The following is a 24,149-nucleotide window of genomic DNA, read 5'->3' on the forward strand; positions in this document are numbered from 1 at the left end:
AGAGGCAAATCAATACGATTTGCCTCTTTTTTCGTAACTTTATATTCGAAATCGAAGAAAATGCAAACAGAAATTTTAAACAAAACATTACAAAATCGTTCTATCAATCCGACTGCGATGAGATTGTTGGTCTTGGATAAACTGATGAATGCAGAAGTTGCGCTGAGTTTGGCTGATCTAGAAATTGAGATGGATCAAGCAGATCGTATAACAATTTATAGAACATTGAAAACTTTCGAAGAAAATAAATTAATTCATTCAATCGAGGACGGAACGGGTTCTATAAAATATGCGCTTTGCGAGTCGAGTTGCAAATGTACACCCGAGTTTACACATGCTCATTTTCATTGTAATAATTGCAATCAGACGTTTTGTTTGAGAAATATTCATTTGCCAGAAATCAATCTACCCAAAAATTTCGAAGTCGAACAATCTTCATTTATTCTGAAAGGAATATGTGATCAATGTAAATCCTAAACTTTGCAACCAGATTGCAGCAAGAACTTTATAATTTTGAAATATAAATTTTTAAATTATGTCTAAAGCTTGTTGTAGTACGTCAAATGACGAACATAAAGATACTCATGATCACAATAACGAAGGTCATGACCACGAACACAATAATAGTAAAATTTTATTAGGTGTCAGTTTAGCTATTTTCTTTGCTGGGATTTTTGTTCAATATGTTTTAAAACCAACTTGGTTTGTTGATAATCAAACTATTCGTTTGATATGGTTTGGCATTTCTTATATTATAGTAGCATTTCCTGTTTGGGGAGAAGCCTTTAAATTAGCCAAAAAGCTAGATTTCTTCAATGAATTTTCGTTGATGGGAATTGCAACTTTAGGTGCTTTTATTATCGGCGAATATCCAGAAGGTGTAGCGGTAATGTTGTTTTATACAATTGGTGAAATGTTTCAGGAAGCGGCGGTTAATAAGGCAAAAGGAAATATTAAAGCCTTATTAGATGTTCGTCCAGATACAGCGCATGTTTTACGAAATGGTAATTTTGAAACAATAAAACCACAAGATGTTGCAATTGGAGAAACAATTCAAGTTAAAGTTGGGGAGAAAGTTCCGTTAGATGGAATTATGATTTCAGATAAAGGAAGCTTTAATACTGCAGCTTTGACAGGAGAAAGTAAACCTTCAACGTATAAAACTGGAGAAATGGTTTTGGCAGGAATGTTAAATCTTGAAAATGTAATTGAAATTCAAACGACTAAAAAATTTGAAGATAGTTCGATTGCAAAAATCTTACAAATGGTTCAAGATGCAGCTTCTCGCAAAGCACCAACTGAATTATTTATCCGAAAATTTGCAAAAATATATACACCAATTGTTTTCTTTTTGGCAGCAGCTTTGGTGATTATTCCATACTTTTTTGTTGACAATTATGATTTCCATGATTGGTTGTACAGAGGTTTAGTATTCTTGGTTGTTTCTTGTCCTTGTGCGTTGGTTATTTCGGTTCCTTTGGGTTACTTCGGTGGAATTGGAGCGGCTTCACGTAACGGAATTTTAGTAAAAGGTTCTAACTTTTTAGATTTAATGGCAAAAGTAAACACGGTTGTGATGGATAAAACTGGAACAATGACAGAAGGTGTTTTCGAAGTTCAAAAAATTGAAACTAATCTCCCTGAAAATGATTTTTTAAATCTTGTTTCGGCTTTAGAAAAGCAATCTACACATCCAATCGCGAAAGCGATTGTCGCAAGTCATCCATCAGAATTGAACGCGATAGAAGTGGAAGAAATTTCTGGAAAAGGTTTGAAAGGAAAAGTTGATGGAAAAACAGTTTTAGCTGGAAATACTAAATTATTAGATCATTTCTCAATTCAGTATCCGCAAGAAATTCATGATATTGTAGAAAGTATTGTGGTGGTTGCGGTTGATGATAAATATGCTGGATATATTACGATTGCTGATAAAATAAAGAAAGATGCACAACAAGCGATTCATAAAATGAAGGTTTTAGGTGTTTCGAAAACGATTATGTTGAGTGGAGATAAAAATACCATTACGCAAAAAGTCGCGAAAGAAGTTGGTGTTGATGAAGCTTTTGGTGGATTGTTACCAGAAGGAAAAGTAGAGAAAGTTGAAGCATTGAAAAAAGATCAAAATCAAGTGGTGGCTTTTGTTGGAGATGGAATCAATGATGCGCCTGTTCTAGCACTTTCTGATGTCGGAATTGCGATGGGAGGTTTGGGTAGTGATGCTGCGATAGAAACTGCAGATGTTGTAATCCAAACTGATCAACCTTCTAAAATTGCAACGGCGATAAAAATTGGTCGTGAAACAAAAAAGATTGTCATACAGAATATCATTTTAGCAATGGGCGTTAAAATTATCGTGCTTTTCCTTGGAGCCGAAGGAATTGCCAATATGTGGGAAGCTGTTTTTGCTGATGTTGGTGTTGCTTTATTAGCAATTTTGAATGCGGTAAGAATTCAACGAATGAAATTTTAGATAAAAAATTAAGCGATCAATTGATCGCTTATTTTTTTATGTATAAATCTTTCATCAAATCTAAATCAACCTTCAAAATATCAGTTAAATAATTTTCGACTGAACCAAAATTCTTATTAATCGCTTCATAAGAACTTGCTAAATATTCAGGTAAAACATCAATTAGATATTTATAATTTGGATCGATTTTTAAGATGTGTGCATATTTTTGTTCTAAAAAGATATTAGAAGCCAAATAATCATCCATAATTGTATCTAAATCGACTTTCAAAGCAGATAAAATCATTGCTGTTGCAAATCCAGTTCGATCTTTTCCAGCTGTACAATGAAATAAAATTGGCGTTCTATTTTTGTGTTGAATAATATCAAAAAAGCTTTTGTATTGCGTTTGACACGTTTTATCCAAAACAAAATCCTCGTAGATTTTACACATAAATTCTTTTGGATTTGAAATTCCTGCTTTGAATTGCTTCACTAAATTTTCGAAATGTCCAGAAGAAATATCCAAATGAACCTCATGATTGCAACTATTTGGAATGTGATCTTGATTTTTTAAACGTTCGTAAGTCGTGCGTAAATCAATAATTGTTCGAATTGGAAAATCGTTCAAAATTTCCAAATCATCATCTGTCAAATTTGCTAAATCATCAGATCGAATTAACAATCCTTTTCTAATGATTTCATTTTTTGTATTAATTATTCCACCTAAATCTCTGCAATTAAATCCGCCTTCAAGTGGAAGAGTTCTTTGTTCGAGCGAGATTTCGCAAAAAGTATTTTCCATTTTCTGTTCGTTTTTTAGGTTATTTTTTCGATATGTAAAAGTTAAGGTTAATTATTTAGTTATCATATTAAAATCATATTAAAAAAAGTATAACTTTTATTTTAACATTTTATTATTTTTATTCAATCTAAATTTATTTTATATTCGCCTAGAATTAGAATAAATCTAAATAATCTAATGGGAGATAAAGTGAAAATAGCGAAGGAGAAGTTCATCTTAAAAAAGAAAGAGTTTGTGACACCACATCTTATTCGCGTTCATTTGGAGAATGATGATGTTTCTTTTTTTAAGGATACAACGTTGGGCGGAACATGTAAATTACTTTTTCCACCGCTTGGAATTCGCGATATTCATTATGCTGAGTATGATGAAGAGAACCAAAAATGGATTTCGCCATCAGAAAAATTTAAACCAGTTTCTCGTACCTATACGTTGCGCGATATTAATGCAAAAAACAATGTGATTGTGATTGATATTGCAAATCATGGATTGAATGGTCCTGGATCGCGTTGGGCAAATGAGGCGAAAGTTGGAGATATGATTGGAGTTTCGATGAAGTCGAAAAAGAAAGATTTGGCTCCAAAAACAGATTTCATTTTCTTGGCTGCAGATTTAACAGGTTTGCCCGTAATTTCGGCAATTATAGAGTCGCTTCCTGCAAAAACAAATGGGATTGTTTGTGTAGAAGTGCCAACAGAAGATGATATTCACCAAATTGAAACGAAAGCAAATTTAGAATTTAAATGGATTGTGAATCAAAATGTAGGAAGTGGAACTGCTTTATATAGTTTGACAAAAAATCAGAAATTTCCTAAACGAAAAGACGGAAAACGATTTGCTTATGTTGCTGGAGAATCTAAATCTGTAAAAGAAATAAAATCATTTTTTAAAGATGATTTAGAATGGAAAAAAGATGAATTTTATTGTACATCGCATTGGAAAGCTGGAAAGGCAGAGAAAAATGCATTAGAAGATTGTCACACTAAAATAGAACAAGAATTGTTGGTAAGAGTTTTCTAAAAACAAGAGGGATATTTAATCAGAAAGCTTCATCAGAAATGGTGAAGCTTTTTTTGTTATCTTTAAATTTCTAATTGCATTAAAATGAAGTATATATTTTTGATATTATTCTCAATTTCAGTTTTTGGTCAAGAAAAATTTAAAGTAGAATATGAAAGACGGAATTTTATTAATTTGAATGATCCGAATCCAGAATCGAAAAGATTAAGACAAGAAATGTTTTCTAAACCAAAGTATATTGCACTTTCTGTCGATGCAAATCAATGTCTTTCAAAAGAAATAGAACGAATTGATAATTCTCAAGGTCCAAAATATTCGATGAAAGTGATTGGTGGTTTTAAAGATTTGGAAAGCTTTTATGATTTCGATACGAATTCAAAAATAATTATGAGAGAAATGGATTCCAAATTGTATAATATCTCAGATTCCATTGCGACTTATAAATGGAGTATTACGCGAGAGTCCAAAAAAATAAAAGGTTATGATGTGCGAAAAGCAGTAGCTGTTGACGCTAATTTCAACATAGAAGCGTGGTATGTTCCTTTGATAAAATCAAAATGTGGTCCAGATGAATACAATGGTTTGCCAGGATTATTATTAGAATTGAAAAAAACGTCTTTGAAAGATGAAAATCAATATACAACTTATAAGTTAGAATCAATTTTGATTGACGATAAGCTGAAACTACAAAAACCAGCAAAAGGAAAAGTAATTTCGACATCAGAATTTGATAAAATAGAAGAAGAATATTATCAAAAAATACAAGAAAATATCAACAAAAAAACAGGAGTTAATAAAGATGATTAACAAAAAAACGGCTCAATTTTGAGCCGTTTTTTTGTTACATTATTTTACTATTGCATTTCCATTCTTCGCATTCCGCCACCTTCTCTTGGTCGGTCTCCGTTTCCGCCTTTTGTAGATTTACCACCAAACTGATTTAAGTTGAACGTTAACGAGAACATTACAAATCGAGTTAGGACATTGTTACGTTGATCAACAGTAGATTCTGCATTAATTGTTCGCGTATAACTATTATTTTGATTCAATAAATCGTAAACTTTTACCCCAGCTTCCAACTTATCATCGAAGAAACGGTACATCAAACTAGTATTCCATAAAAAGAAATCACGCTTGAAACCTGCTGCCATTCTCGAGTTATAATTGTAACTGAAATCATTTGTCCAAGTCAAATTTTTAGGAAAAGTAGAAATCGTTTTAATTCCGAAATTGTGCGTAATATTATTTTGATTATCAATAGAATAATTCACATATTTCGAATTTGTGAAGTTCAAACGATAAGAAGGCGAAATCGTTAAATAATCACCATAATCCCAATTTAATCTCAACGTAGGCGATAAAGTTGTATTGTATTGCTCATATTTCACCGCATCTCTAAAACCTTGCGTTAAAGCATAACTCGCCGACATTCCTACATTTACTCTAAATTTATTGATGCCTTTTTGATATTGTTTATTAAAGAAAAAGTTACCATTCAGACGATAATTTCCTTTTACATTTTCATATGTTGTAGTTCGTTTATAAATCGAATAATCCATTTCTGTATAATTAACAATATTCGATTCGTTGTACGTATAACCTAAGTTAGCGTTAAACCCTTGACGTGTTTTACGATCAAAATTGCTAAACATCAAATTGATTTGATGCGCTTTATTTGGATCAAGATCTGGGTTACCTTTGAAAACATCTAACGGATCAGTTTCATCTAAAATCGGTAAAACTTGCGATGTAGAAGCTAAACTTGTTTGATAATTATACATTAAGGAAAGCGAGTTATTTCCGCTTTGATAACGAATATTTCCCGAAATATCTGGCAAGGTTTTGTTTTGAATAGAACGATAATCATCTGCTTTGAATGTTCCAAAATTTTGTTGATTGTTGATATTTGCTCCCAAACGAACTGTTGCTGAAATTTTATTTTTGTTCAATAATAATTGTGCATACGGATTAAATTCATTCAATTTAGTTGAATAAAAACGCGTCAAATCATTGTTCAAATTGTCATATTCTCCCGTTACATCATTATAATTCCACGTTCTATTATTGGTTTCAGAATCGGTTAAATTATAAGCAGAACCAACAGCAATTTTCAAAGAATCTGTAATTGGATACGTATATTTTACATCAAAATTGTATTGATTATTCTTGGAAATATTTTTCTCATTGATGTTTCGATAAATATCCGAAATTGAATCATTCGTATATAAAGTTGTTGAATTGATGAACGAATTTCGATCTGTTTTACCAATCGAAATACTTGAATTAAAATCTAGATATGACTTATTTTTGAATTTCTGATTAAGTGATAATAATGTATTAAATGTATTCGAATTTGATTTTCCATTTGAAGTTTGATTCATTTGATTTCTCAAATCACCCAAATCTGAATATGTTTTGCTATCTGAAATCGATGAGTTTGTAGATGATGAATTACTAAATGATGGATAAAAATAAATGCTTGTGTTGTTTTTCGTCCATTCTAAATTTGTTCCAAAATTATGTCCATACGATTCGTTTTTGCTTTTAGAATTAGCATCAGAAGTATAAATATTTTTAGGTGCAAAATTTTCGATGTGTTTATATTGATCATTTTTTGAAAACGAATGATTCAAACGATAATCTGCACCAATTTTCAAATTATCATTTAATTGATCATTATAATTCAATCCAATCGAAGTATTTGTTGTTACTCCATCAGAACCTCTTCGTCCCATTCCGCCTCTTCCACGCGAACCTTCACCGCTTGTCATTCCAGAAGCAGCAATATCAGTAGAAGAACCAATCAAACTAATTTTCTTTTTACCTTTAAAATAATTTGCCATCAAATTACCTTCGTAATGATTATCCGTTCCATAACCAGCTGTTGCTTTCAGCATATAGCCTTTCTTTTTATCTTCTTTCAAGGTAATATTTAGTGAAGATTTATCCGATTTCGAACGTTCTCCAGAGAATTTTTCATTTTTCGTTTTATAATCTGAAACCTGAATTTTTTTGATAATATCTGCAGGTAAATTTTCTAACGCAACTTTTCCATCCGTTCCAAAAAATGGTTCACCATCAATCAAAATCTCATTAACATCTTTTCCATTTACTGTAATATTTCCGCTGTCATCCATCTCAAAACCTGGTAATTCTCTCAACAAAGCTTCCAAATTTGCATTCGGTTTTACTTTGTAAGAATCAGCATTATATTCTATTGTATCTTGTTTTACAACAATAGGTTCCACATTTGTTACTACAACTTCATCCAAATCATAAATCATCGGATTAATGATAATTGTTCCAAGATCAATATTGTTTTTTATCGATTCGAAACTTTGCTTGAAAACGCCTTCTAAAGGATCGTCAATAATTAAATAAACAGGTTTATCTTGAAGAATAATTTCAATTCTGAACGTGCCATCATCATTTGTAGATGTAGTAGAAATTTGTGTAGAATCGGCTTTGTTTCCTAAAATAACTTCAGAATCAGCTAAAGGAAAATTAAGCACATCCGTTACTTTTCCAGTAATTGTGATTTTTTCTTGTCCAAAAGAAAAAATCGTTATAAGACTAAAAAGAAATGATAGGATATATTTTGTCATGAGATGAATAGGTTACTTCATCTGTTAGACATCAAATTTGGGGCAAAGTTTAATTTTGATTAAAGTTTTTTCCAACTTTTATCCGAAATTTTATTTAGATCAATTTCAGAAGTAGTGATAAAAAGCGGCGTAATTTCTACAATTCGCTTTACCTGAGTTGTTTTCAGGTTAGATTCTGGACAAAATGTTTCGATTAAAACAATTTTTTCTGAATCAGAAGAATTTGATTTATAAAGCGTTTTTTGAATTTTTTTCTCAATTTTCCAATTTGTACAACTTCCAATACTATAATATTCGAAGGTTAAAAGTGGAAGAAATCCAAAGATAATTCCAAAGATAAATTTCATCACATTCATAAAACTCCATCCGTCTTTCTTTTTGATAGAAAGTAGGAAAAGCACATAAATACTAACTGCCGAAGCAAAAGTTAAAAGCTTTGGAAATAGTTTTGCAAAGTCATGATTCGCGAATTCTAAACTGATAAAATCTCCAATCAGAAAGTATCCAATAAACCATATAATAAAAATTGTACAGATGATTAAGATAATATTTCGAAGAGTTTTATTCATTTCGCTTTAAGGTTTGTGTGGTATAAATATAAAAATATTCCTGTCAATAGACAGGAATACTCATACTAAAATAGATTTATTTATAAGATTTCAATAAATTCTCTAAAATTTCGCAGGCACATTCAGCCAAGTTTGTCCCTGGACCAAAGATTGCATCTGCACCATTTTGATAAAGATAATCATAATCTTGACGCGGAATAACACCTCCGACTACGATATAAACATCATCTCTACCTAATTCTTTCAATTGTTTTACAACTTCCGGAACCAACGTTTTGTGTCCTGCAGCTAAAGAAGAAATTCCTAAAATATGAACATCATTCTCTACAGCTTGTTTCGCAACTTCTGCTGGCGTTTGGAACAATGGAGAAATATCCACATCAAATCCCATATCCGCAAAAGAGGTTGCAACGACTTTCGCGCCACGATCGTGACCGTCTTGTCCCATTTTCGCCACCATAATACGAGGACGGCGTCCGTCTTCTTCTGCAAACTCGTCAGCTAAATTACGAGCTTCCTCAAATTTATTCATTTTACCTGCTTCCATAGCATAAACTCCTTGAATTCCTCTTGTAATTGCTTTATGACGACCAAAAATCGCTTCTAATGCATCAGAAATTTCACCTAACGTAACACGACGACGAGCTGCTTCGATAGATAATTCTAATAAATTTCCTTCGCCTGTTTCAGCAGCTTTTGTTAATTGTGTTAAAATATCTTGTACAGCTTCGCTATTACGCTCCGCTTTAATTTGATTTAATCGATCAATTTGTTTTTGACGAACAGCTGTGTTGTCAACTTCTAAAATTTCGAACTCTTGTTGTTCTAATTTCGAGCGGTAAGCATTTACACCTACAATCGCAACTTCACCAGAATCAATTTTGGCTTGTTTTTTTGCAGCAGCTTCTTCAATACGCATTTTTGGAATTCCAGCTTCTATGGCTTGTGTCATTCCACCTAATTCACGAACTTCTTGAATGTATTCCCACGCTTGATTCGCCATTTCATTTGTCAAAGATTCAATCATAAAACTTCCTCCAAAAGGATCAGCCGTTCTACAAATTTGAGTTTCCTCTTGTAAAATGATTTGTGTATTACGCGCAATACGAGCGGAGAAATCTGTTGGTAATGCAATTGCTTCGTCCAATGCATTGGTATGCAAAGATTGTGTTCCACCTAAAGCAGCAGCTAAGGCTTCGATTGCTGTACGACCAATATTATTATAAGGTTCTTGCTCTGTTAAACTCCAACCAGAAGTCTGACAGTGCGTTCTCAACATTAATGATTTTTTATTTTGAGGCTCAAATTCTTGCATCAATTTTGCCCATAACATACGAGCAGCTCTCATTTTTGCAATTTCTTGAGGAAAATTCATTCCAATCGCCCAGAAAAATGATAAACGAGGAGCGAAGTCATCAACTTTCAATCCTGCTTCCAAACCAGTTTTCACGTATTCATAACCATCTGCAAGAGTATAAGCCATTTCCAAAACAGGCGTAGCTCCAGCTTCTTGCATGTGATAACCTGAAATAGAAATAGAATTGAAACGAGGTATTTTTTGAGAAGTATATTCGAAAATATCTGCAATAATTTTCATCGAAGGAGTTGGCGGATAAATGTATGTATTACGCACCATGAACTCTTTCAAAATATCATTCTGAATTGTACCAGAAAGTTGTTCTTGTGAAACACCTTGCTCTTCTGCAGCTACAATGTAAAAAGCTAAAATAGGAAGAACAGCTCCGTTCATTGTCATTGAAACCGAAATTTTATCCAATGGAATTTCATTGAACAAAATCTTCATATCTTCTACAGAATCTATTGCAACTCCAGCTTTACCAACATCTCCTACAACGCGCTCATGGTCTGAATCGTAACCGCGGTGAGTAGCCAAATCAAAAGCAACAGAAAGTCCTTTCTGACCAGCAGCTAAATTTCTTTTGTAAAAAGCATTCGATTCTTCTGCAGTAGAAAAACCTGCATATTGGCGAATTGTCCAAGGTTGACGAACATACATTGTCGTATAAGGACCGCGTAAATATGGTGCAACTCCAGGTAGAAAGTTAATCTGTTTCAGATCTTTTACATCATCGTAATTGTAATCACTTTTGACTTGTAAACTATCTAATTCAAATGACTCTATATGTGATGGATTAGAATTTAGATTTCGTTTAAATCTTAAATTCGAAAAATCTGTTTTGTGATTCATCTTGCTAAGATAAATAATAATCCATTATATTTTATAAAATTACCTTTTTTTGGAAGTTGTTTTTTTAAATTTTTTGTGAACAAATCATCAAAAAAAATATTAAGTATAGTTTTTGGTAAAATTATTGATTGTATTTGATTTTCAATATATTAAAAACGCACAAAAATAATTATTATGAGATTAGAATTTAGTAACAAAAAGATTCCTGAGATTCTGAGTGAGTTTGAGGATAAAAATACCTTTCAATGGCAGAATGATATTTTTGATTTAATGAAAAAGATAGATGTAAAAGAAGGAACAGTGAATTTTCATTATTCAAGAGAAGATAATATTTATGTTTCTAATTTTGATCCTCGATTTGTGAATGAAACGTTCCGTTCATTAAATAATTTTTTAGGATTAAAAAAAGGAGATTCAACACTTTTAAATTCATCAGTTTTAGAAAATGAAGGAGAAATTTCTTTGGTTCAAGCTATAGAAGGAGGTTTTGATTTATATTGTCATGAAGATTCAGATAAAGTTAAAATTCCATTGACAGATGAAGGACAAGATGAAATTGGTTACGCTTTAAATTATGCTTATTTAACAAAAACACAGATTGAAAATTCTTTTGAGGACTTAGCACGAATAGAGAAAGTTGCAATTGAAAGTGATTATTTATCTGATGATTTGATAAACAAATTGAATGAGCAAACGAAAACAAGTTTTTACCAAGTATTTACTGCGAATGGATTCCCAATTGCTGTTAAGAAAATTGATGAAATAGAATATACAGTTTTAGATAAAATAGAACTTTCCGAAGATGAAAAAGGTAATTTAGTTTTAAATTCTCCTTATGAAAAAGAGTCGTTAAATTTATATAGACAAGCTGTTGTTTCTGATGATCAACGAAAGTTTAGATGGATTTCAGGAAATGAATGTAAGTTAAATGGAAAAGATGTGGTGAATTTAGAATTGATTGAAGAAAAGCTAAAATCTTATATAGATTACAATTATATTGTAATAGCCTTTCCGAAAAAAGAAAGTACAGATGATGTAATTTCTTTAGTCATTGAAAGTAGATTTGCAGAACATGTTGATATTCCAAAAAGTGAATTAGAACCTTATGAAGTTCCAGAACAAACATTTTTTATTGGAGATTTTCCGAAAAGTAATGACAAAGCTGCTATTAGAGCTGAACTGATTAGATTATTGAAAGAAGCTAATAAAAATAATTAATTAAAAAAGGGATACGACATCATCGTATCCCTTTTTTAATTTAAGACCTAAACAATTTTTAATATTGAATATCAATTAAAGATTTTATCGGAATCAAAACTCCATTCTTTATTTGTAAAAATTTTTCTGTAACCGACCAAACAGTTGTTTCAATTTTCTTTGGACCTTGATCTGTCTGAAATGTAATATATGCTTTCGATTTGAATTCGTTACCTAATCTTACAGCACCATTCAATTTACTCACTTCTACTGTTACCTCGTCTTTCGGTGCATCTAAAAATTTATAGTTTCTTACTTCTTCTTTTTCGATAAGTTCTGCTTTCATCATTTTTTAAATTTTGGTTAATTTAATCTCCCATAACACATGTATGAAATTAATCATATTTTTCAATAAACCATAACTTTCGTCATATTTTTTTGAACTTAATTAGAATAATTCAAAATACAGACCAAAATCAATTTTATGAAATTAAAATTTCATTAGAATATTAATCTTTTCTTCAACATATTAATCTGAAATAATATTATATAAATCACTAAATTTGCAGAATGTCAGACGAAAAGAAATTTAAATCCGGTTTTGTAAACATCATAGGAAATCCAAATGTTGGAAAATCTACTTTGATGAATATGTTGATGAAAGAACGTTTGGTTATCGCAACACACAAAGCGCAAACTACGCGTCATCGTATCAAAGGTATTTTGACAGGAGAAGATTATCAGATTGTATTTTCGGATACGCCTGGTGTTTTGGACCCTGCTTATGAATTGCAAACAAAAATGATGGATGCAGTAAATGAATCGTTGGTGGATGCAGATGTGATTCTTTACGTAGTAGAAATTGGAGAAAAACGATTGAAAAATGAACAAGTTTTCGAACGTCTGCAAAAAACATCTACACCAATTATTTTATTATTGAATAAAATTGATACAGCTACGCCAGATCGATTAAATGAAGCGGTAGAATATTGGCATGAATTATTACCAAAAGCAGAGATTTTACCTATTTCGGCTAAAGAAAACGTGAATGTAGATTTATTAATTAATAAGATCAAAGCAATTATTCCAGAAGGTCCACAATATTATCCAGAAGATCAATTAACAGACCGTTCGGAGCGTTTTATTGTGAACGAAGTAATTCGCGAAAAGATTTTATTGAACTATCAAAAAGAAATTCCTTATTCTGTTGAGGTAGTAACAGAACGTTTCAAAGAAGATTTAAATTTAATTTCTATCGAAGCTGAAATTTATGTTGAGCGTGATTCTCAGAAAGGAATTATTATTGGACATAAAGGAGAGTCTTTATCAAAAGTAGGAAAAGAAGCAAGAGAAGAATTAGAGAAATTTTTTGATAAAAAAGTATTCTTGAAACTTTTCGTGAAAGTTCGAAAAGATTGGAGAAGCAAAGAAAATGATTTGCGTCGTTTTGGTTATTAAAAACGGTTAAAAAATAGATAAGTCTTGAGAAATCAAGACTTTTTTTGTGGTTTTACCTAAATTTTAGTTGTAAATTTATAGAACAAATCTATTCTAGAATTTAATTATTATGGCTAAAATACTATTTCCAACCGATTTTTCGGAAACAGCGAACAATGCTTTTTTGTATGCGTTAAACCTTGCAAAAGTTCTTAAAACAGATATTAAGCTAGTTTCAGTACAATCTAATCTTAAAAATTATCTTGAAGTAACAGAAGAAAACTTCGAAGATTATATCAATAAACTTAAAAATATTGCAAAAGAAAATAACCTTGAACATGTTAAAATAGAGAGTTCTTTGGTTGTTGGAGATTTATTGTTGATGATTTTGGATATTATCAACAAAGATGATATACAATACGTAGTGATGGGAACGAATGGACAAAATAGTTTAGGTAAAAAGTTTTTTGGTTCTAATACCGTAAATGTCATTAATAATTCTCCTGCCCCTGTATTGGTTGTACCAAATAATGTGAAATTTAAAGAAGAAAGAAATTTTGCTTACGCTACATTGTTCAATCAAAAAGAAGCAAAAGCTTTGGCGCAAATGGAAGAAGTGACAAAACGTTACGATAAATTGTTAAACATTGTGCATGTTGATGATAAATCGATTACTCCACAAATGTTAAGCGTGAAAAAAGAATGGGAAGAAGAATATCCTGAAGCGATGATTACGATTGAGCCAAATAAAGATGTAGAAGGTGGATTAATCAATTATTGTACAAAAAATAACATTGATGTTTTAGGTGTTGTTCACCGTGAATTATCGTCTTTCGAAAGGTTGTTTACAATTAATCATAGCCAACGATTATTATCAAGCGCAAATGTTGCGTTATTGGTTTTTCAGGAAAGTAAATAAATTAAAAACGTAAAAATTTGAGCGGAGAATTCTCCGCTTTTTTGATTGGCTAAATTTTTGCAACAAATTTTTCAAAATACTTTTATGACGGAACTTCAGAAAATACAAAACCTCAAAAAACACAAAGCAATTGCAACAGGATTATTCATTTTGATGGCTTTTATTTACTTTTTGATGGTTTATCTAAGTCAATATTTGCCTGCTAAATGGATTGGGTATGTGGAAGCATTTGCAGAAGCTGCAATGGTTGGTGCGCTTGCCGATTGGTTTGCGGTTACGGCTTTGTTTAAATATCCGCTTGGACTTAAAATTCCGCATACAAATCTGATCGAAAATAGTAAAAATGCGATTGGTGATAATTTGGGACAGTTTGTAACTGAGAATTTTTTGACACCATCTACAATTCGTCCATACATAGAGAAACTAGAAGTTGTAAAATATGCAGCAGATTGGTTAAATAAATCTGCAAATCAAGAAATGTTGCAAGAAGAATTAATTAATTTTTCGAAGAAAATTGTCAAAGATTTAGATGATAAAGATGTCGCTGATTTTGTAACCTTGAAAGGTGATGAGATTTTAAAACAATTTGATTTACCTGAATTAGTTTCATCAAGTTTAGAATATATTTTAGAAAAGGAAAAACACGACGAAATTTTAGAAGCAATTATTCCAAAAGCGAAAGAGTATATCTTAGAAAGTGATTTGATTATTAAAGATAAATTAAACGAAAAACATCCTGTGATTTCATTTTTTGCTGGTAAAAAAATATCGAAAGGAGTAGTGGAAGGTGTGGTGAGTTTTTTGGATGAGGTTGAAGAGGACAAAGAGCATCCAATTCGTCATAACATCGAAAGAATTATCCGAGAAAACATTCAGAATATAAAAGAATCTTCCGATTGGAAATTTAGGTTAGAATCGCTTCGAGATGATTTTATTACAAAAGAACGATTGAATGATTATGCTTTGGATTTGTGGTTGACGATTAAACAAAATTTGACCGAAAGTTTTGATGACGAAAATTCAGCTATGCAAGTTTACATCAAAAAAAATATTAAAAAATTGGCTGAAAATTTGACTGATAATCAAGAAATTATTGATAAAATTAATGGTTGGGTGCGTCATTTTATTTACCGTATGATTTTACGAAATGTCAAAGAAGTGGAAAGTTTGATTAGTAATACAGTTGATAAATGGGAAGGAAAAGAATTGAGCGAAAAGCTAGAATTGGAAGTTGGAAAAGATTTACAATTTATTCGGATTAACGGAACGTTGGTTGGAGGACTTGTTGGTTTAGTTATTTACACGATTACGCAAATGGTTTTTCATTAAACGAACTGAATCAAAAAATACTTAAATCAATTTAAATTGATTTAAGTATTTAGAATATTATTAAATTGATTTAATTTCGAATCCTAATTGTTTCCAATCTTCCCAAAATGTTGGATAAGATTTTTCTACAACCATTTCATTTTCAATTCGAATTGAGTGAATTTGTGCTAATGGAGCCATACACATAGCCATTCTGTGGTCGTTATAAGTTGCTAAAGTAGGTATTTTTTGAAAATCATGATAACCATCAATCATTAAAGAATCGTTTGTGATTATAACAATTGCTCCAAATTTTTCCAATTCATTTTTAAGTGCAACTAAACGATCCGTTTCTTTAATTTTCAACGTTTCCAAACCAGTTAAATTACATTTCATTTTTAATCCGACACAAGTTGCAGCAATTGTTTGTGCAATATCAGGAGTATTGATTAAATTCAATTCGACGAAAGGTTTTGGAATAAAATTCTCATCATTTTTCAACTTTAAGATACCATTCTCGAAACTTGAGGTTACACCGAAGTTATCTGCATAAATATGTTGTAAAGATGAATCGCCTTGTAAAGAATCTTCGAAATAAGTAGAAATTTTAATTTGAGAATTCTTTGATAAAGCAATCAAACTATAATAATATGAAGCTGAACTCCAATCCGATTCTACTTGTAAAGTTTGTACTTTAATATTTTCTGTAAAAGGAATTTGAATTGTGTTTCCTTCAAACTTAGCTTCGATTCCTACTTTATTCAGCAACTGAATTGTCATTTGAATATAAGGAACAGAAATAATTTTTCCATCAAGATTTATCGTTAACCCATTTTTTAATTTTGTTCCAATTAAACACAAGGCTGTGATATATTGAGAACTGATATTAGATGGAATAGTGATTGATTTCTTGTTTAATTTTTTTCCAAAAATAGACAAAGGTGGATAGCCTTCATTTTCTTGATATGAAATTTCTGCACCCAATTCATTTAATGCATCTACTAAGACTTTGATTGGGCGTTGTTTCATTCTCTCAGAACCTGTTAATGTAACTTTTTTTCCTTCTTGAATAGAAAAATAAGCAGTCAAAAATCGCATTGCAGTTCCTGCATGATGAATATCGATTAAGTCTGTTTTGTTTGCTAAAGCTTTCTGCATTAATTGAGAATCTTCTGAATTTGAAACATTTTCTAATTTCAAAACATTCTCAAATAATTGATTTAATAATAACAAACGATTGCTTTCGCTTTTAGATCCTGTGATGGCTAATTGATTATTTATCGGAGATTTTAGAGCAGAAATTTCAATCATACTTACTTTAATTTATCGTTATTTTGATGACGATCATGATCACGTTTTGTTTTGTAATCTAATTTTTTATAGAAAGCAGATTCTAAATCAACACCTGTTTGGTTTGCTAAGCAAAGAGCTACAAAAATAACATCAGCTAATTCTTCTCCTAGATCTTTGTTTTTATCAGATTCTTTTTCAGATTGTTCTCCGTAACGACGAGCGATTATACGTGCAACTTCTCCAACTTCTTCAGTTAGCTGTGCCATATTTGTTAATTCATTAAAATAACGAACGCCATGTTCTTTGATCCAATTATCAACGTCTAATTGTGCTTGTTTAAGGCTCATTTTATTTAAAATTTTAAAAGATAAAGGTACAAAAATAAAAAGCCAACTCGTTTTTGAAGTTGGCTTTATTGTGATAATGGAATGTTTTTTTATTGTTTAACTAAAATTACTTGTTGACTTTCTGCATTAATAATATTAGTTAAAAACTCTTTCAATGGTTTGTAGTATTGAGCAGGTAATGTACTGTATGGAATTACTTTTTGAGCTTGAGCGACAATAAAACCATCTTTTTCAATTACTTTATATGCATAACCACCAGCTTGGTCAGGCATTGTAAATTGCTTTTCTGTAGGTAAAGATTCGACTTTGTAACCTTCTGGAATTTTAATTTTAATCGTATTTGTATTCGTAGTTGGTGCTCCAAACTCAATGTTATAATTACGTTGATCTAGATTTAAATTATGTTTTGTATTCGCAATAAATAAAAATGGATTAAATAATATTTTATTTCCAGCTACATCTACTTTTATATCATCAAACTTGAATTGATGACGAATATTATTCTGCTTATTGTCTTGTGTTTTGAAATCAGTAATTTCAAAATTATAATCTTCTATATACTCTTTTTCAAAAGCTTTTGGATCATTTTCGATTTCACTTTTATCAAACATATAATAATAATTGTCGCGAATGTTAGAAAAGGTTCCATCTAAAGTTCCATCACTTTTTAAATCAGCAGTAATTGATATTTTATTGTTTGTCATTACAGAATTACGCAAAGGAATTTCTTTGACACCTTTATCATTTACCATAAATCCACGATCATTGATAGCTCGAAGTGGTAATAAATTTATTTGAGCATTTTTATCGGTTGCATCCATTAAATAAAACTCATTATCTATTGCTGCTCCAACAATTACATAATTCAATTTACTACGAGAAGGAAACGAATAATTGATTAAACCATTTTGCAACGTACTCAAAACAATTGGATTTGCGTCTAATCCAGCTTTACGCAACATAGCTGTAAGTATAAGATTAATATCAGCAGAATTCCCAGATTTTTCGTTAAATGCTTTTCTAATTCCCTTATCTGTATATTGACCTAAATAATCATTCCAAGTTATATTATTTTTTACATATTCGAAGATTGCTTGGGCTTTTTCAATATTTGTAGATTTCCCAGCTATTGTTGCATTTACTGTTTCATCTAAAAAATTATTTCCATTCAATTGACGACCAAATTCTTCATGATCCATCAAATCTTTTCCAATTCTTTCCCAAGTTGTAGAGAAACTTTCTGACGTTCTTCCTGGAGCAACAAATGAAGCTAACTCGAACTGAATACTTGCCAACATATTTCTTGGATTAAGCACATAAGCTTCTCGAGAATAAGATGGCAAATTAGCTAAAGTATAAGTTTGGGTATTGATTTTCATTTTAGCATTATCAATACTTGAATTTTGAGTTGTCCTTCCGTAGATATCACTTTCTCTTTTATTGTGAATTGTATAATTATCTTCTTTAGAATTTGTAGAAATTTTTGGAGCAAAAGAACCTCTCAAATCTTGTTGATAATTAAAATATTCTTGATTTTGCATCGTGAAATTACTCGCAACTACAGGAATAGATTGTTGAAAATACCACGTATCAGTGTTTCCGTAAAAAGGCGAAATAATTTCGTACGTATATTCTAAGATTGAACCATTTTTAACATTTGGGAATGTAAATGTTTGTTTATCCATAAAACGGTGAACTTTGTCTAAGAAAATATCTTTTTTCTCAACTTTTTGTTCAATAATTTTCCCGTTTTCAAGATTATAAGTAACAGCTTTTAATGTAATCAATTTATCTTGAGCAGATCCTGAACTTTTATAAAGAGGAATTTCAATCTTTAAAATATCATCTGGTGTTTTATCTTTATCAAAAACAATTACTCTATAGAAAACTTTCTTTGTTTGCTCAACACCACCTTGATTGGTATTAAAACTAACTTTATAATTTCCATCAGCAAATAATACTTCAGCTGGAGCATCAGTTTGAATTGTGCTTTTTGTTTTCTCAAAATCTTGTTTTGAGATTTTTCCAAATTTCACATCTTGTGCAAAACAGGAAATGGTTGCAATTGTAGCAACGATAGTAAATATTGTTTTCATAATAGTGTTATAGTTTTTCTAAAAGTAGTTTTGTGTTATCATAACCTGCAATTTGTCTTCGAAATTCTACATATTCGTTATACTTTTCTTTCGAGAAAGTTCCTGCGAACTGTTTGTAAATTCGTTTGATTTCGAATGCATTATTTTCTTTTGGATTGATTTCTAATTGATATTCTCCAAAAGCAGATTTCACTGTAATTGCATCAAATTTTTGTGGTAATTTATAACCAGAAGGAAGTGTTAATGTATAGGAAACTTCGTCAACATATCCTGTTTCGATGTTGAAATCAAACTTTCTGTCTTTCATTTTTTTGATAGAAGTCTCTTCTCTATTAATAGGAATAATATTTAGAATGATATTATTTCCTTGAGTTTTAGCATAGTTTGGTGCTGAAAAATCAAAATTTGAAGTGAAAATAGCATTGTTCCAATCGTTGTTAAATTCTTTCTTTTTGAACGAGATTCCTTGTAAATATGAAAAACGATTTTTTAAGCGAACATCAAGATCTTTCTCGCTTAATTGATTAAATTTTGCAAAATTTTCGTAAATCAATCCTTTTGAAATTTCAGAAAAACTAAAATTTAATGTTCCATCTGCTAAAAGTGTAGCATTTCCATTAACGAATAACTGATTATCTTCTGTTTTGAATTGTTGTGAAGGAATAATTTTTCCACCTTTTTCATCAACAATCAAGACTTTTCTGTTTCCAGCAAAATCACCTAAATAATTATAAGGAGCTGTTTGACTTGTTGCTTCTAACCAAATATCTTTTCCATTTAGAGGTACATAAACAATCATATGATTTCCTTGTTGATACATCATTTGTTCGTCAATGTCGATTGGATCGCCAGCAAATAATATAGTATGATAAGATTTGATATTCACTGCGTCTAACATTCCAATCATATAATTGGAAAGCGCTTTACAGTCGCCATAACTTTTGTTTTCGACATATGAATTCGGAAAAGGTGAAAGTCCTCCAATACCAAGTTGAACTCCAATATATCTAACTTTATTTTGCAAATGTTTGTACAAAATCTGAACTTTTTCTTCATCCGATTTTGCATCTTTTACCATATTTTGAAATAATGTTTTTTGAGCAGGAGTAAAATCTAATTTTGTGCGAATCAAATTATCAAAAGTCCATTTTCCGTAATCATTCCAATTGTCAAAATTTCCTTTAACACCATCGATATTAATTTGATTTGAAGCTAGAATAGCACGAGGAAATATTTTTTGCCCACCAACCATCTGATCTTCTACATTAAATGCCGAAATTTTGTTTAAAGAATAGCTTAAATTATTGTTGTCTCCTGTTTTTGAAATGTCATATCCTTTAAAATTGTCTTCTTTTAATCGAATTGTTGAAGATGTTTTATTGACAAACTGATAAGTAGACTTTTCGATCGATAAATTAGCTGAATGTATTGGCGACCAACGAGGAATCCAAAGTGTGTTTTTGTTCGTTGTAACAATTTTATAATGTATCGTATAAGGATAATTGGTTGGTGTATAATTTAAATATTTTACCCTATCATCTGTGTACATTTGACCACCTGATACATAACTTTGATCACCAAAATCTTTGGTCTTGAATTTTTTAATTTCCTTTCCATTTACATCATATAAAGTAGCTTCGAATAAGTCAATTTTTGTATTCGGATCATAATTCGCTTGCGCACCAACATAGTTGTCTCCAGCTTTGCTCAAAACAGTTACGACAACGTCTTCCGTGTATTTTAGTTCATCAACTTTGAGAAGTTCAACTTTCTCATCATTTTTTCGTACAACCGCATAAGCATCTTTTATCAAATCGGCTGGAATTTGATCGATAGCATAGTTTTGTGCAAAAGAGAAAGAACTAATTAAAAAAGTTGAAAAAAGTAGAGTTTGTTTCATTTAATATTAGTGTAATTAAGTTATTCTTTATTTTTTGAATCGATAAAAATGGTTACAGGACCATCATTCAATATTTCGACTTTCATATCTGCACCAAAAATTCCTTTTTGTACAGGTTTAAAATTTGTTTCTAAAATATTTAAAAAAGATTGATATTGTTCGTTTGCTATAGCTGGTTTTGACGCTTTGATATATGACGGACGATTCCCCTTTTTCGTAGAAGCATGTAATGTAAATTGAGATACAACCAAAATATCTCCTTTTGTTTGTTGTATATCTAAATTCATAATATCATTTTCGTCATTGAAAATTCGAAGTTGAATAATTTTTTTCGAAATCCATTCAAAATCTTCATTAGTATCATCAGGCTCAAAGCCAACTAAAGCTAAAATTCCATTTTCAATTTTTCCAGTTATTTCTTCATCAACCATTACAGAAGCATGTTGTACACGCTGTAAAATCACTCGCATAAATACTCTTTATATATATAAAATTAGTTGAAATTTAAGAAAAAATTAACACATAAAAAAACGTTACAATTCATGTCATTTATGTTTTGTAACGCTTTGTTGTAATTTAGATAAGCAAGTAATCGCTTTGCGTTTAAATTAGTTGGTTAATATAGATTTCTTTATCTGCTATAATTGCATAATCTAATTCATATAAATTAGAGATCTCTTTTGCTAAGATCAATTCTTGTTCAATACTTCTTAATTTATTCTCTCCGTTCTTAACATTTCTAAATTCTGTAATCCATAACTTATTTGGATTTAAAGGCTTCCAATTAAGTTGCTCTAAATGGCTTAAAAATTTTTCTTTTTGTTCTTTTGTACATTCTACAAAATCTAATGCAATTTGCACGGTTAAGCTGCTCATTTAATTTGTTTTAACAAAAATAAAATTAGATGATGAATTATTTTTACGTGAAACCGTAATTTGTGAAAATAAAAAAGTCATCCCATATGGAATGACTTTTTTATTATAACTTTATTTATCAATATAAATATCTTCTTCTAAAAACGTGAGATAATTTTCGTATCGAGAAATTGCTATTTCTCCAGTTTCAGCTGCGTTACGAACAGCGCATTTTGGTTCGTTAACATGAATACAATTATCGAATTTACAGTTATATTTAAGTTCTAAAATTTCAGGAAAGTAACCTTGTAGTTCAGATTTGTCAATATGAACTAAACCAAATTCTTTAATTCCCGGTGTATCTATAATAAAACCTCCAAAGGGCCATTCGTACATTTGTGCAAAAGTTGTAGTGTGTTGTCCTTTGCTGTTAAAATCAGAAACCTCGTGAGTTTTTAAGTTTAAATCAGGATTCAAAGTATTCAATAGAGTTGATTTTCCAACACCAGAATGCCCAGAAACCAAACTGACTTTATGTTTCATTCTATTTTTAACTAAATCTAAATTTAATCCTGTTTCAGCAGATATATCGATACTTTCATAACCAATGGAATTGTAAATTGACTTATAAAATTCTAATTCAGCCAATTCATCTTCATTATAAATATCAATCTTATTGAATAAGATTATAACAGGAATATGGTAAGCTTCTGCAGTAATTAAAAATCGATCAATAAAACCAAAAGAAGTTTTTGGATTGGAAAGTGTTACTACTAAAAAAGCTACATCAATATTTGAGGCAATGATGTGTGTTTTTTTTGAGAGATTAACTGATTTTCTGATGATATAATTTTTACGTTCATGAATATTCGTAATCACCGCAATTTCATCTTTATCAATTTCAAAATCAACTTCATCACCAACAGCAATAGGATTGGTGTGTTTGATGTTAGCAATTCTGAATTTTCCTCTTATTCTTGCCTGATAGATAGAACCATCTTCTGTTCGAAGATGGTACCAGCTACCAGTAGATTTTATTACAATTCCTTTCAATATGTATTAAATTTTTTCTTCTTTTTTTACCATAATTTGGTTTTGTTGTGCAACAGATTCTTGGTGAATTGCTTGCAATAATTTATCAATAAAATCTTCAGATAAACCTAAAGAGACTCCTGCTTTTACAGAATTATCTTTGATTTGTTTCCAACGATCGGGTTGAAAAACGGCCACATTATGTTCTTTTTTCAGTTCTCCAATAGAGTTTGCAACTTTCATACGTTGTGCTATTGTATCTAAAATAGAATTATCTAATTCATCAATTTGGTGACGTAAATTTTCAATTCCAGTTTTGTAAATTGAATCAGGATCATCCGATTGACGAATTTCCAAGTCTTTTAGGATTTCTAATAGACGAGCTGGTGTAATTTGTTGAGATGCGTCAGACCAAGCTTCATCAGGATTGTTGTGAGATTCAATCATAAGTCCATTATACTCAAAATTGAATGCTTGTTGTGCAACATCAAACAAACCAGTTCTATTACCACAAATATGCGAAGGATCACAAATAATAGGAACGTTTGGTAACTTATTTTTGAAATCTAAAGCGATTTGCCATTGTGGATTATTACGGTACTTTGTCTTTTTGTAAGTAGAGAATCCACGATGAATAGCTCCTAAATTTTTAATTCCTTGACCTTCTAAGCGCTCTAAAGCTCCAATCCATAAATCTAAATCTGGATTTACAGGATTTTTAACCAAAACAGTCTTATCTGTATCACGTAAGGCTTCTGCAATTTCTTGTACTGTAAACGGGTTTACTGTAGAACGAGCACCAATCCATAAAACGTCAACATCATATTCTAACGCTAATTTTGCGTGATTTGCATTGGCAATTTCAGTTGCGATTTTCATTCCGAATTCGTCTTTTACTTTTTTCAACCAGTTTAATCCGATTGCTCCAACTCCTTCAAAACAGTTTGGTTTAGTACGAGGCTTCCAAATTCCCGCACGAAAAACTTGAACATAATCTTTGTCCAAATCTTCGGCGATTGTCATCATTTGTTTTTCACTTTCTGCACTACAAGGTCCAGCAATGATCATTGGTTTTTCGTATTCTTTTATCCAGTTATTATTTTCCATA

At 30.8% G+C, this 24,149-nt stretch carries 21 protein-coding genes; 8 read left to right on the forward strand and 13 right to left on the reverse strand.

Annotation, left to right across the window (positions count from 1 at the left end; genetic code table 11):
* Window positions 1–60: 60 nt before the first annotated feature.
* Entirely contained in the window at window positions 61–477 is a 417-nt protein-coding gene (locus E4J94_RS04610) for a Fur family transcriptional regulator (protein ID WP_135834695.1), read from the forward strand.
* A gap of 58 nt (window positions 478–535) precedes the next feature.
* The gene (locus E4J94_RS04615; protein ID WP_135834696.1) at window positions 536–2,470 is read left to right on the forward strand and encodes a heavy metal translocating P-type ATPase; all 1,935 of its coding nucleotides are present in this window, start codon (window positions 536–538) and stop codon (window positions 2,468–2,470) included.
* Window positions 2,471–2,498: 28 nt separating this feature from the next.
* On the opposite strand, the gene E4J94_RS04620 is transcribed toward E4J94_RS04615, so the two are convergent.
* Window positions 2,499–3,254 (reverse strand): tyrosine-protein phosphatase, encoded by a 756-nt coding sequence (locus tag E4J94_RS04620; protein ID WP_135834697.1) that lies wholly within the window; start codon window positions 3,252–3,254, stop codon window positions 2,499–2,501.
* A gap of 177 nt (window positions 3,255–3,431) precedes the next feature.
* Between E4J94_RS04620 and E4J94_RS04625 the strand changes: the two genes are divergently transcribed.
* The gene (locus E4J94_RS04625) at window positions 3,432–4,274 is read left to right on the forward strand and encodes a siderophore-interacting protein (RefSeq protein ID WP_135834698.1); all 843 of its coding nucleotides are present in this window, start codon (window positions 3,432–3,434) and stop codon (window positions 4,272–4,274) included.
* A gap of 84 nt (window positions 4,275–4,358) precedes the next feature.
* On the forward strand, window positions 4,359–5,081 hold the full coding sequence (locus E4J94_RS04630) for a GLPGLI family protein (protein ID WP_135834699.1): 723 nt from the start codon (window positions 4,359–4,361) through the stop codon (window positions 5,079–5,081).
* Window positions 5,082–5,128: 47 nt separating this feature from the next.
* Here the strand turns inward: E4J94_RS04630 and E4J94_RS04635 are convergent, their stop codons facing one another.
* The 3 genes from E4J94_RS04635 to scpA all read right to left on the reverse strand — a co-directional run bounded on the left by E4J94_RS04635 (window position 5,129) and on the right by scpA (window position 10,657).
* Window positions 5,129–7,879: a TonB-dependent receptor gene (locus E4J94_RS04635; RefSeq protein WP_135834700.1), complete on the reverse strand. Its 2,751-nt coding sequence runs from the start codon at window positions 7,877–7,879 to the stop codon at window positions 5,129–5,131.
* Window positions 7,880–7,938: 59 nt separating this feature from the next.
* Window positions 7,939–8,448, reverse strand: a complete 510-nt coding sequence (locus tag E4J94_RS04640; protein ID WP_135834701.1) for a hypothetical protein — start codon at window positions 8,446–8,448, stop codon at window positions 7,939–7,941.
* Window positions 8,449–8,524: 76 nt separating this feature from the next.
* Window positions 8,525–10,657, reverse strand: coding sequence for a methylmalonyl-CoA mutase (scpA, locus tag E4J94_RS04645; protein ID WP_135834702.1), 2,133 nt, complete (start codon window positions 10,655–10,657; stop codon window positions 8,525–8,527).
* Window positions 10,658–10,831: 174 nt separating this feature from the next.
* Here scpA and E4J94_RS04650 point away from each other — a divergent pair, with 174 nt between their 5' ends.
* Complete coding sequence (locus E4J94_RS04650; protein WP_135834703.1) at window positions 10,832–11,875, forward strand: hypothetical protein; 1,044 nt, start codon at window positions 10,832–10,834, stop codon at window positions 11,873–11,875.
* A 58-nt stretch (window positions 11,876–11,933) separates the two neighbouring features.
* On the opposite strand, the gene E4J94_RS04655 is transcribed toward E4J94_RS04650, so the two are convergent.
* Window positions 11,934–12,203 carry a hypothetical protein gene (locus E4J94_RS04655; protein WP_135834704.1) on the reverse strand — a complete coding sequence of 90 codons (270 nt, stop codon included), beginning with the start codon at window positions 12,201–12,203 and terminating at the stop codon, window positions 11,934–11,936.
* Between the two features lie 221 nt (window positions 12,204–12,424).
* Here E4J94_RS04655 and era point away from each other — a divergent pair, with 221 nt between their 5' ends.
* The 3 genes from era (at window position 12,425) to E4J94_RS04670 (ending at window position 15,539) form a co-directional block, all read left to right on the forward strand.
* Window positions 12,425–13,312 carry a GTPase Era gene (era, locus tag E4J94_RS04660; RefSeq protein ID WP_135834705.1) on the forward strand — a complete coding sequence of 296 codons (888 nt, stop codon included), beginning with the start codon at window positions 12,425–12,427 and terminating at the stop codon, window positions 13,310–13,312.
* A gap of 109 nt (window positions 13,313–13,421) precedes the next feature.
* Window positions 13,422–14,210, forward strand: coding sequence for a universal stress protein (locus E4J94_RS04665; protein ID WP_135834706.1), 789 nt, complete (start codon window positions 13,422–13,424; stop codon window positions 14,208–14,210).
* A gap of 84 nt (window positions 14,211–14,294) precedes the next feature.
* The gene (locus E4J94_RS04670) at window positions 14,295–15,539 is read left to right on the forward strand and encodes a DUF445 domain-containing protein (protein ID WP_135834707.1); all 1,245 of its coding nucleotides are present in this window, start codon (window positions 14,295–14,297) and stop codon (window positions 15,537–15,539) included.
* A gap of 60 nt (window positions 15,540–15,599) precedes the next feature.
* On the opposite strand, the gene E4J94_RS04675 is transcribed toward E4J94_RS04670, so the two are convergent.
* From E4J94_RS04675 to E4J94_RS04710, 8 genes are all read right to left on the reverse strand, one after another.
* Window positions 15,600–16,829 carry a 3-phosphoshikimate 1-carboxyvinyltransferase gene (locus E4J94_RS04675; protein WP_135834708.1) on the reverse strand — a complete coding sequence of 410 codons (1,230 nt, stop codon included), beginning with the start codon at window positions 16,827–16,829 and terminating at the stop codon, window positions 15,600–15,602.
* A gap of 2 nt (window positions 16,830–16,831) precedes the next feature.
* Window positions 16,832–17,158, reverse strand: a complete 327-nt coding sequence (locus E4J94_RS04680) for a nucleotide pyrophosphohydrolase (RefSeq protein WP_135834709.1) — start codon at window positions 17,156–17,158, stop codon at window positions 16,832–16,834.
* Between the two features lie 89 nt (window positions 17,159–17,247).
* A complete protein-coding gene (locus E4J94_RS04685; RefSeq protein ID WP_135834710.1) occupies window positions 17,248–19,254 on the reverse strand; it encodes a DUF3857 domain-containing protein in 2,007 nt (668 codons plus the stop codon).
* A 7-nt stretch (window positions 19,255–19,261) separates the two neighbouring features.
* Window positions 19,262–21,154 carry a DUF3857 domain-containing protein gene (locus E4J94_RS04690; protein ID WP_135834711.1) on the reverse strand — a complete coding sequence of 631 codons (1,893 nt, stop codon included), beginning with the start codon at window positions 21,152–21,154 and terminating at the stop codon, window positions 19,262–19,264.
* Window positions 21,155–21,174: 20 nt separating this feature from the next.
* The gene (dtd, locus tag E4J94_RS04695) at window positions 21,175–21,624 is read right to left on the reverse strand and encodes a D-aminoacyl-tRNA deacylase (RefSeq protein ID WP_135834712.1); all 450 of its coding nucleotides are present in this window, start codon (window positions 21,622–21,624) and stop codon (window positions 21,175–21,177) included.
* Window positions 21,625–21,757: 133 nt separating this feature from the next.
* A complete protein-coding gene (locus tag E4J94_RS04700; protein ID WP_135834713.1) occupies window positions 21,758–22,030 on the reverse strand; it encodes a hypothetical protein in 273 nt (90 codons plus the stop codon).
* Between the two features lie 111 nt (window positions 22,031–22,141).
* Window positions 22,142–23,062 (reverse strand): ribosome small subunit-dependent GTPase A, encoded by a 921-nt coding sequence (gene rsgA, locus E4J94_RS04705; RefSeq protein WP_135834714.1) that lies wholly within the window; start codon window positions 23,060–23,062, stop codon window positions 22,142–22,144.
* Window positions 23,063–23,068: 6 nt separating this feature from the next.
* A complete protein-coding gene (locus tag E4J94_RS04710) occupies window positions 23,069–24,148 on the reverse strand; it encodes a bifunctional 3-deoxy-7-phosphoheptulonate synthase/chorismate mutase type II (protein ID WP_135834715.1) in 1,080 nt (359 codons plus the stop codon).
* Window position 24,149: the final 1 nt, after the last annotated feature.

Source organism: Empedobacter tilapiae, from assembly GCF_004785645.1.
GTDB lineage: Bacteria > Bacteroidota > Bacteroidia > Flavobacteriales > Weeksellaceae > Empedobacter > Empedobacter tilapiae.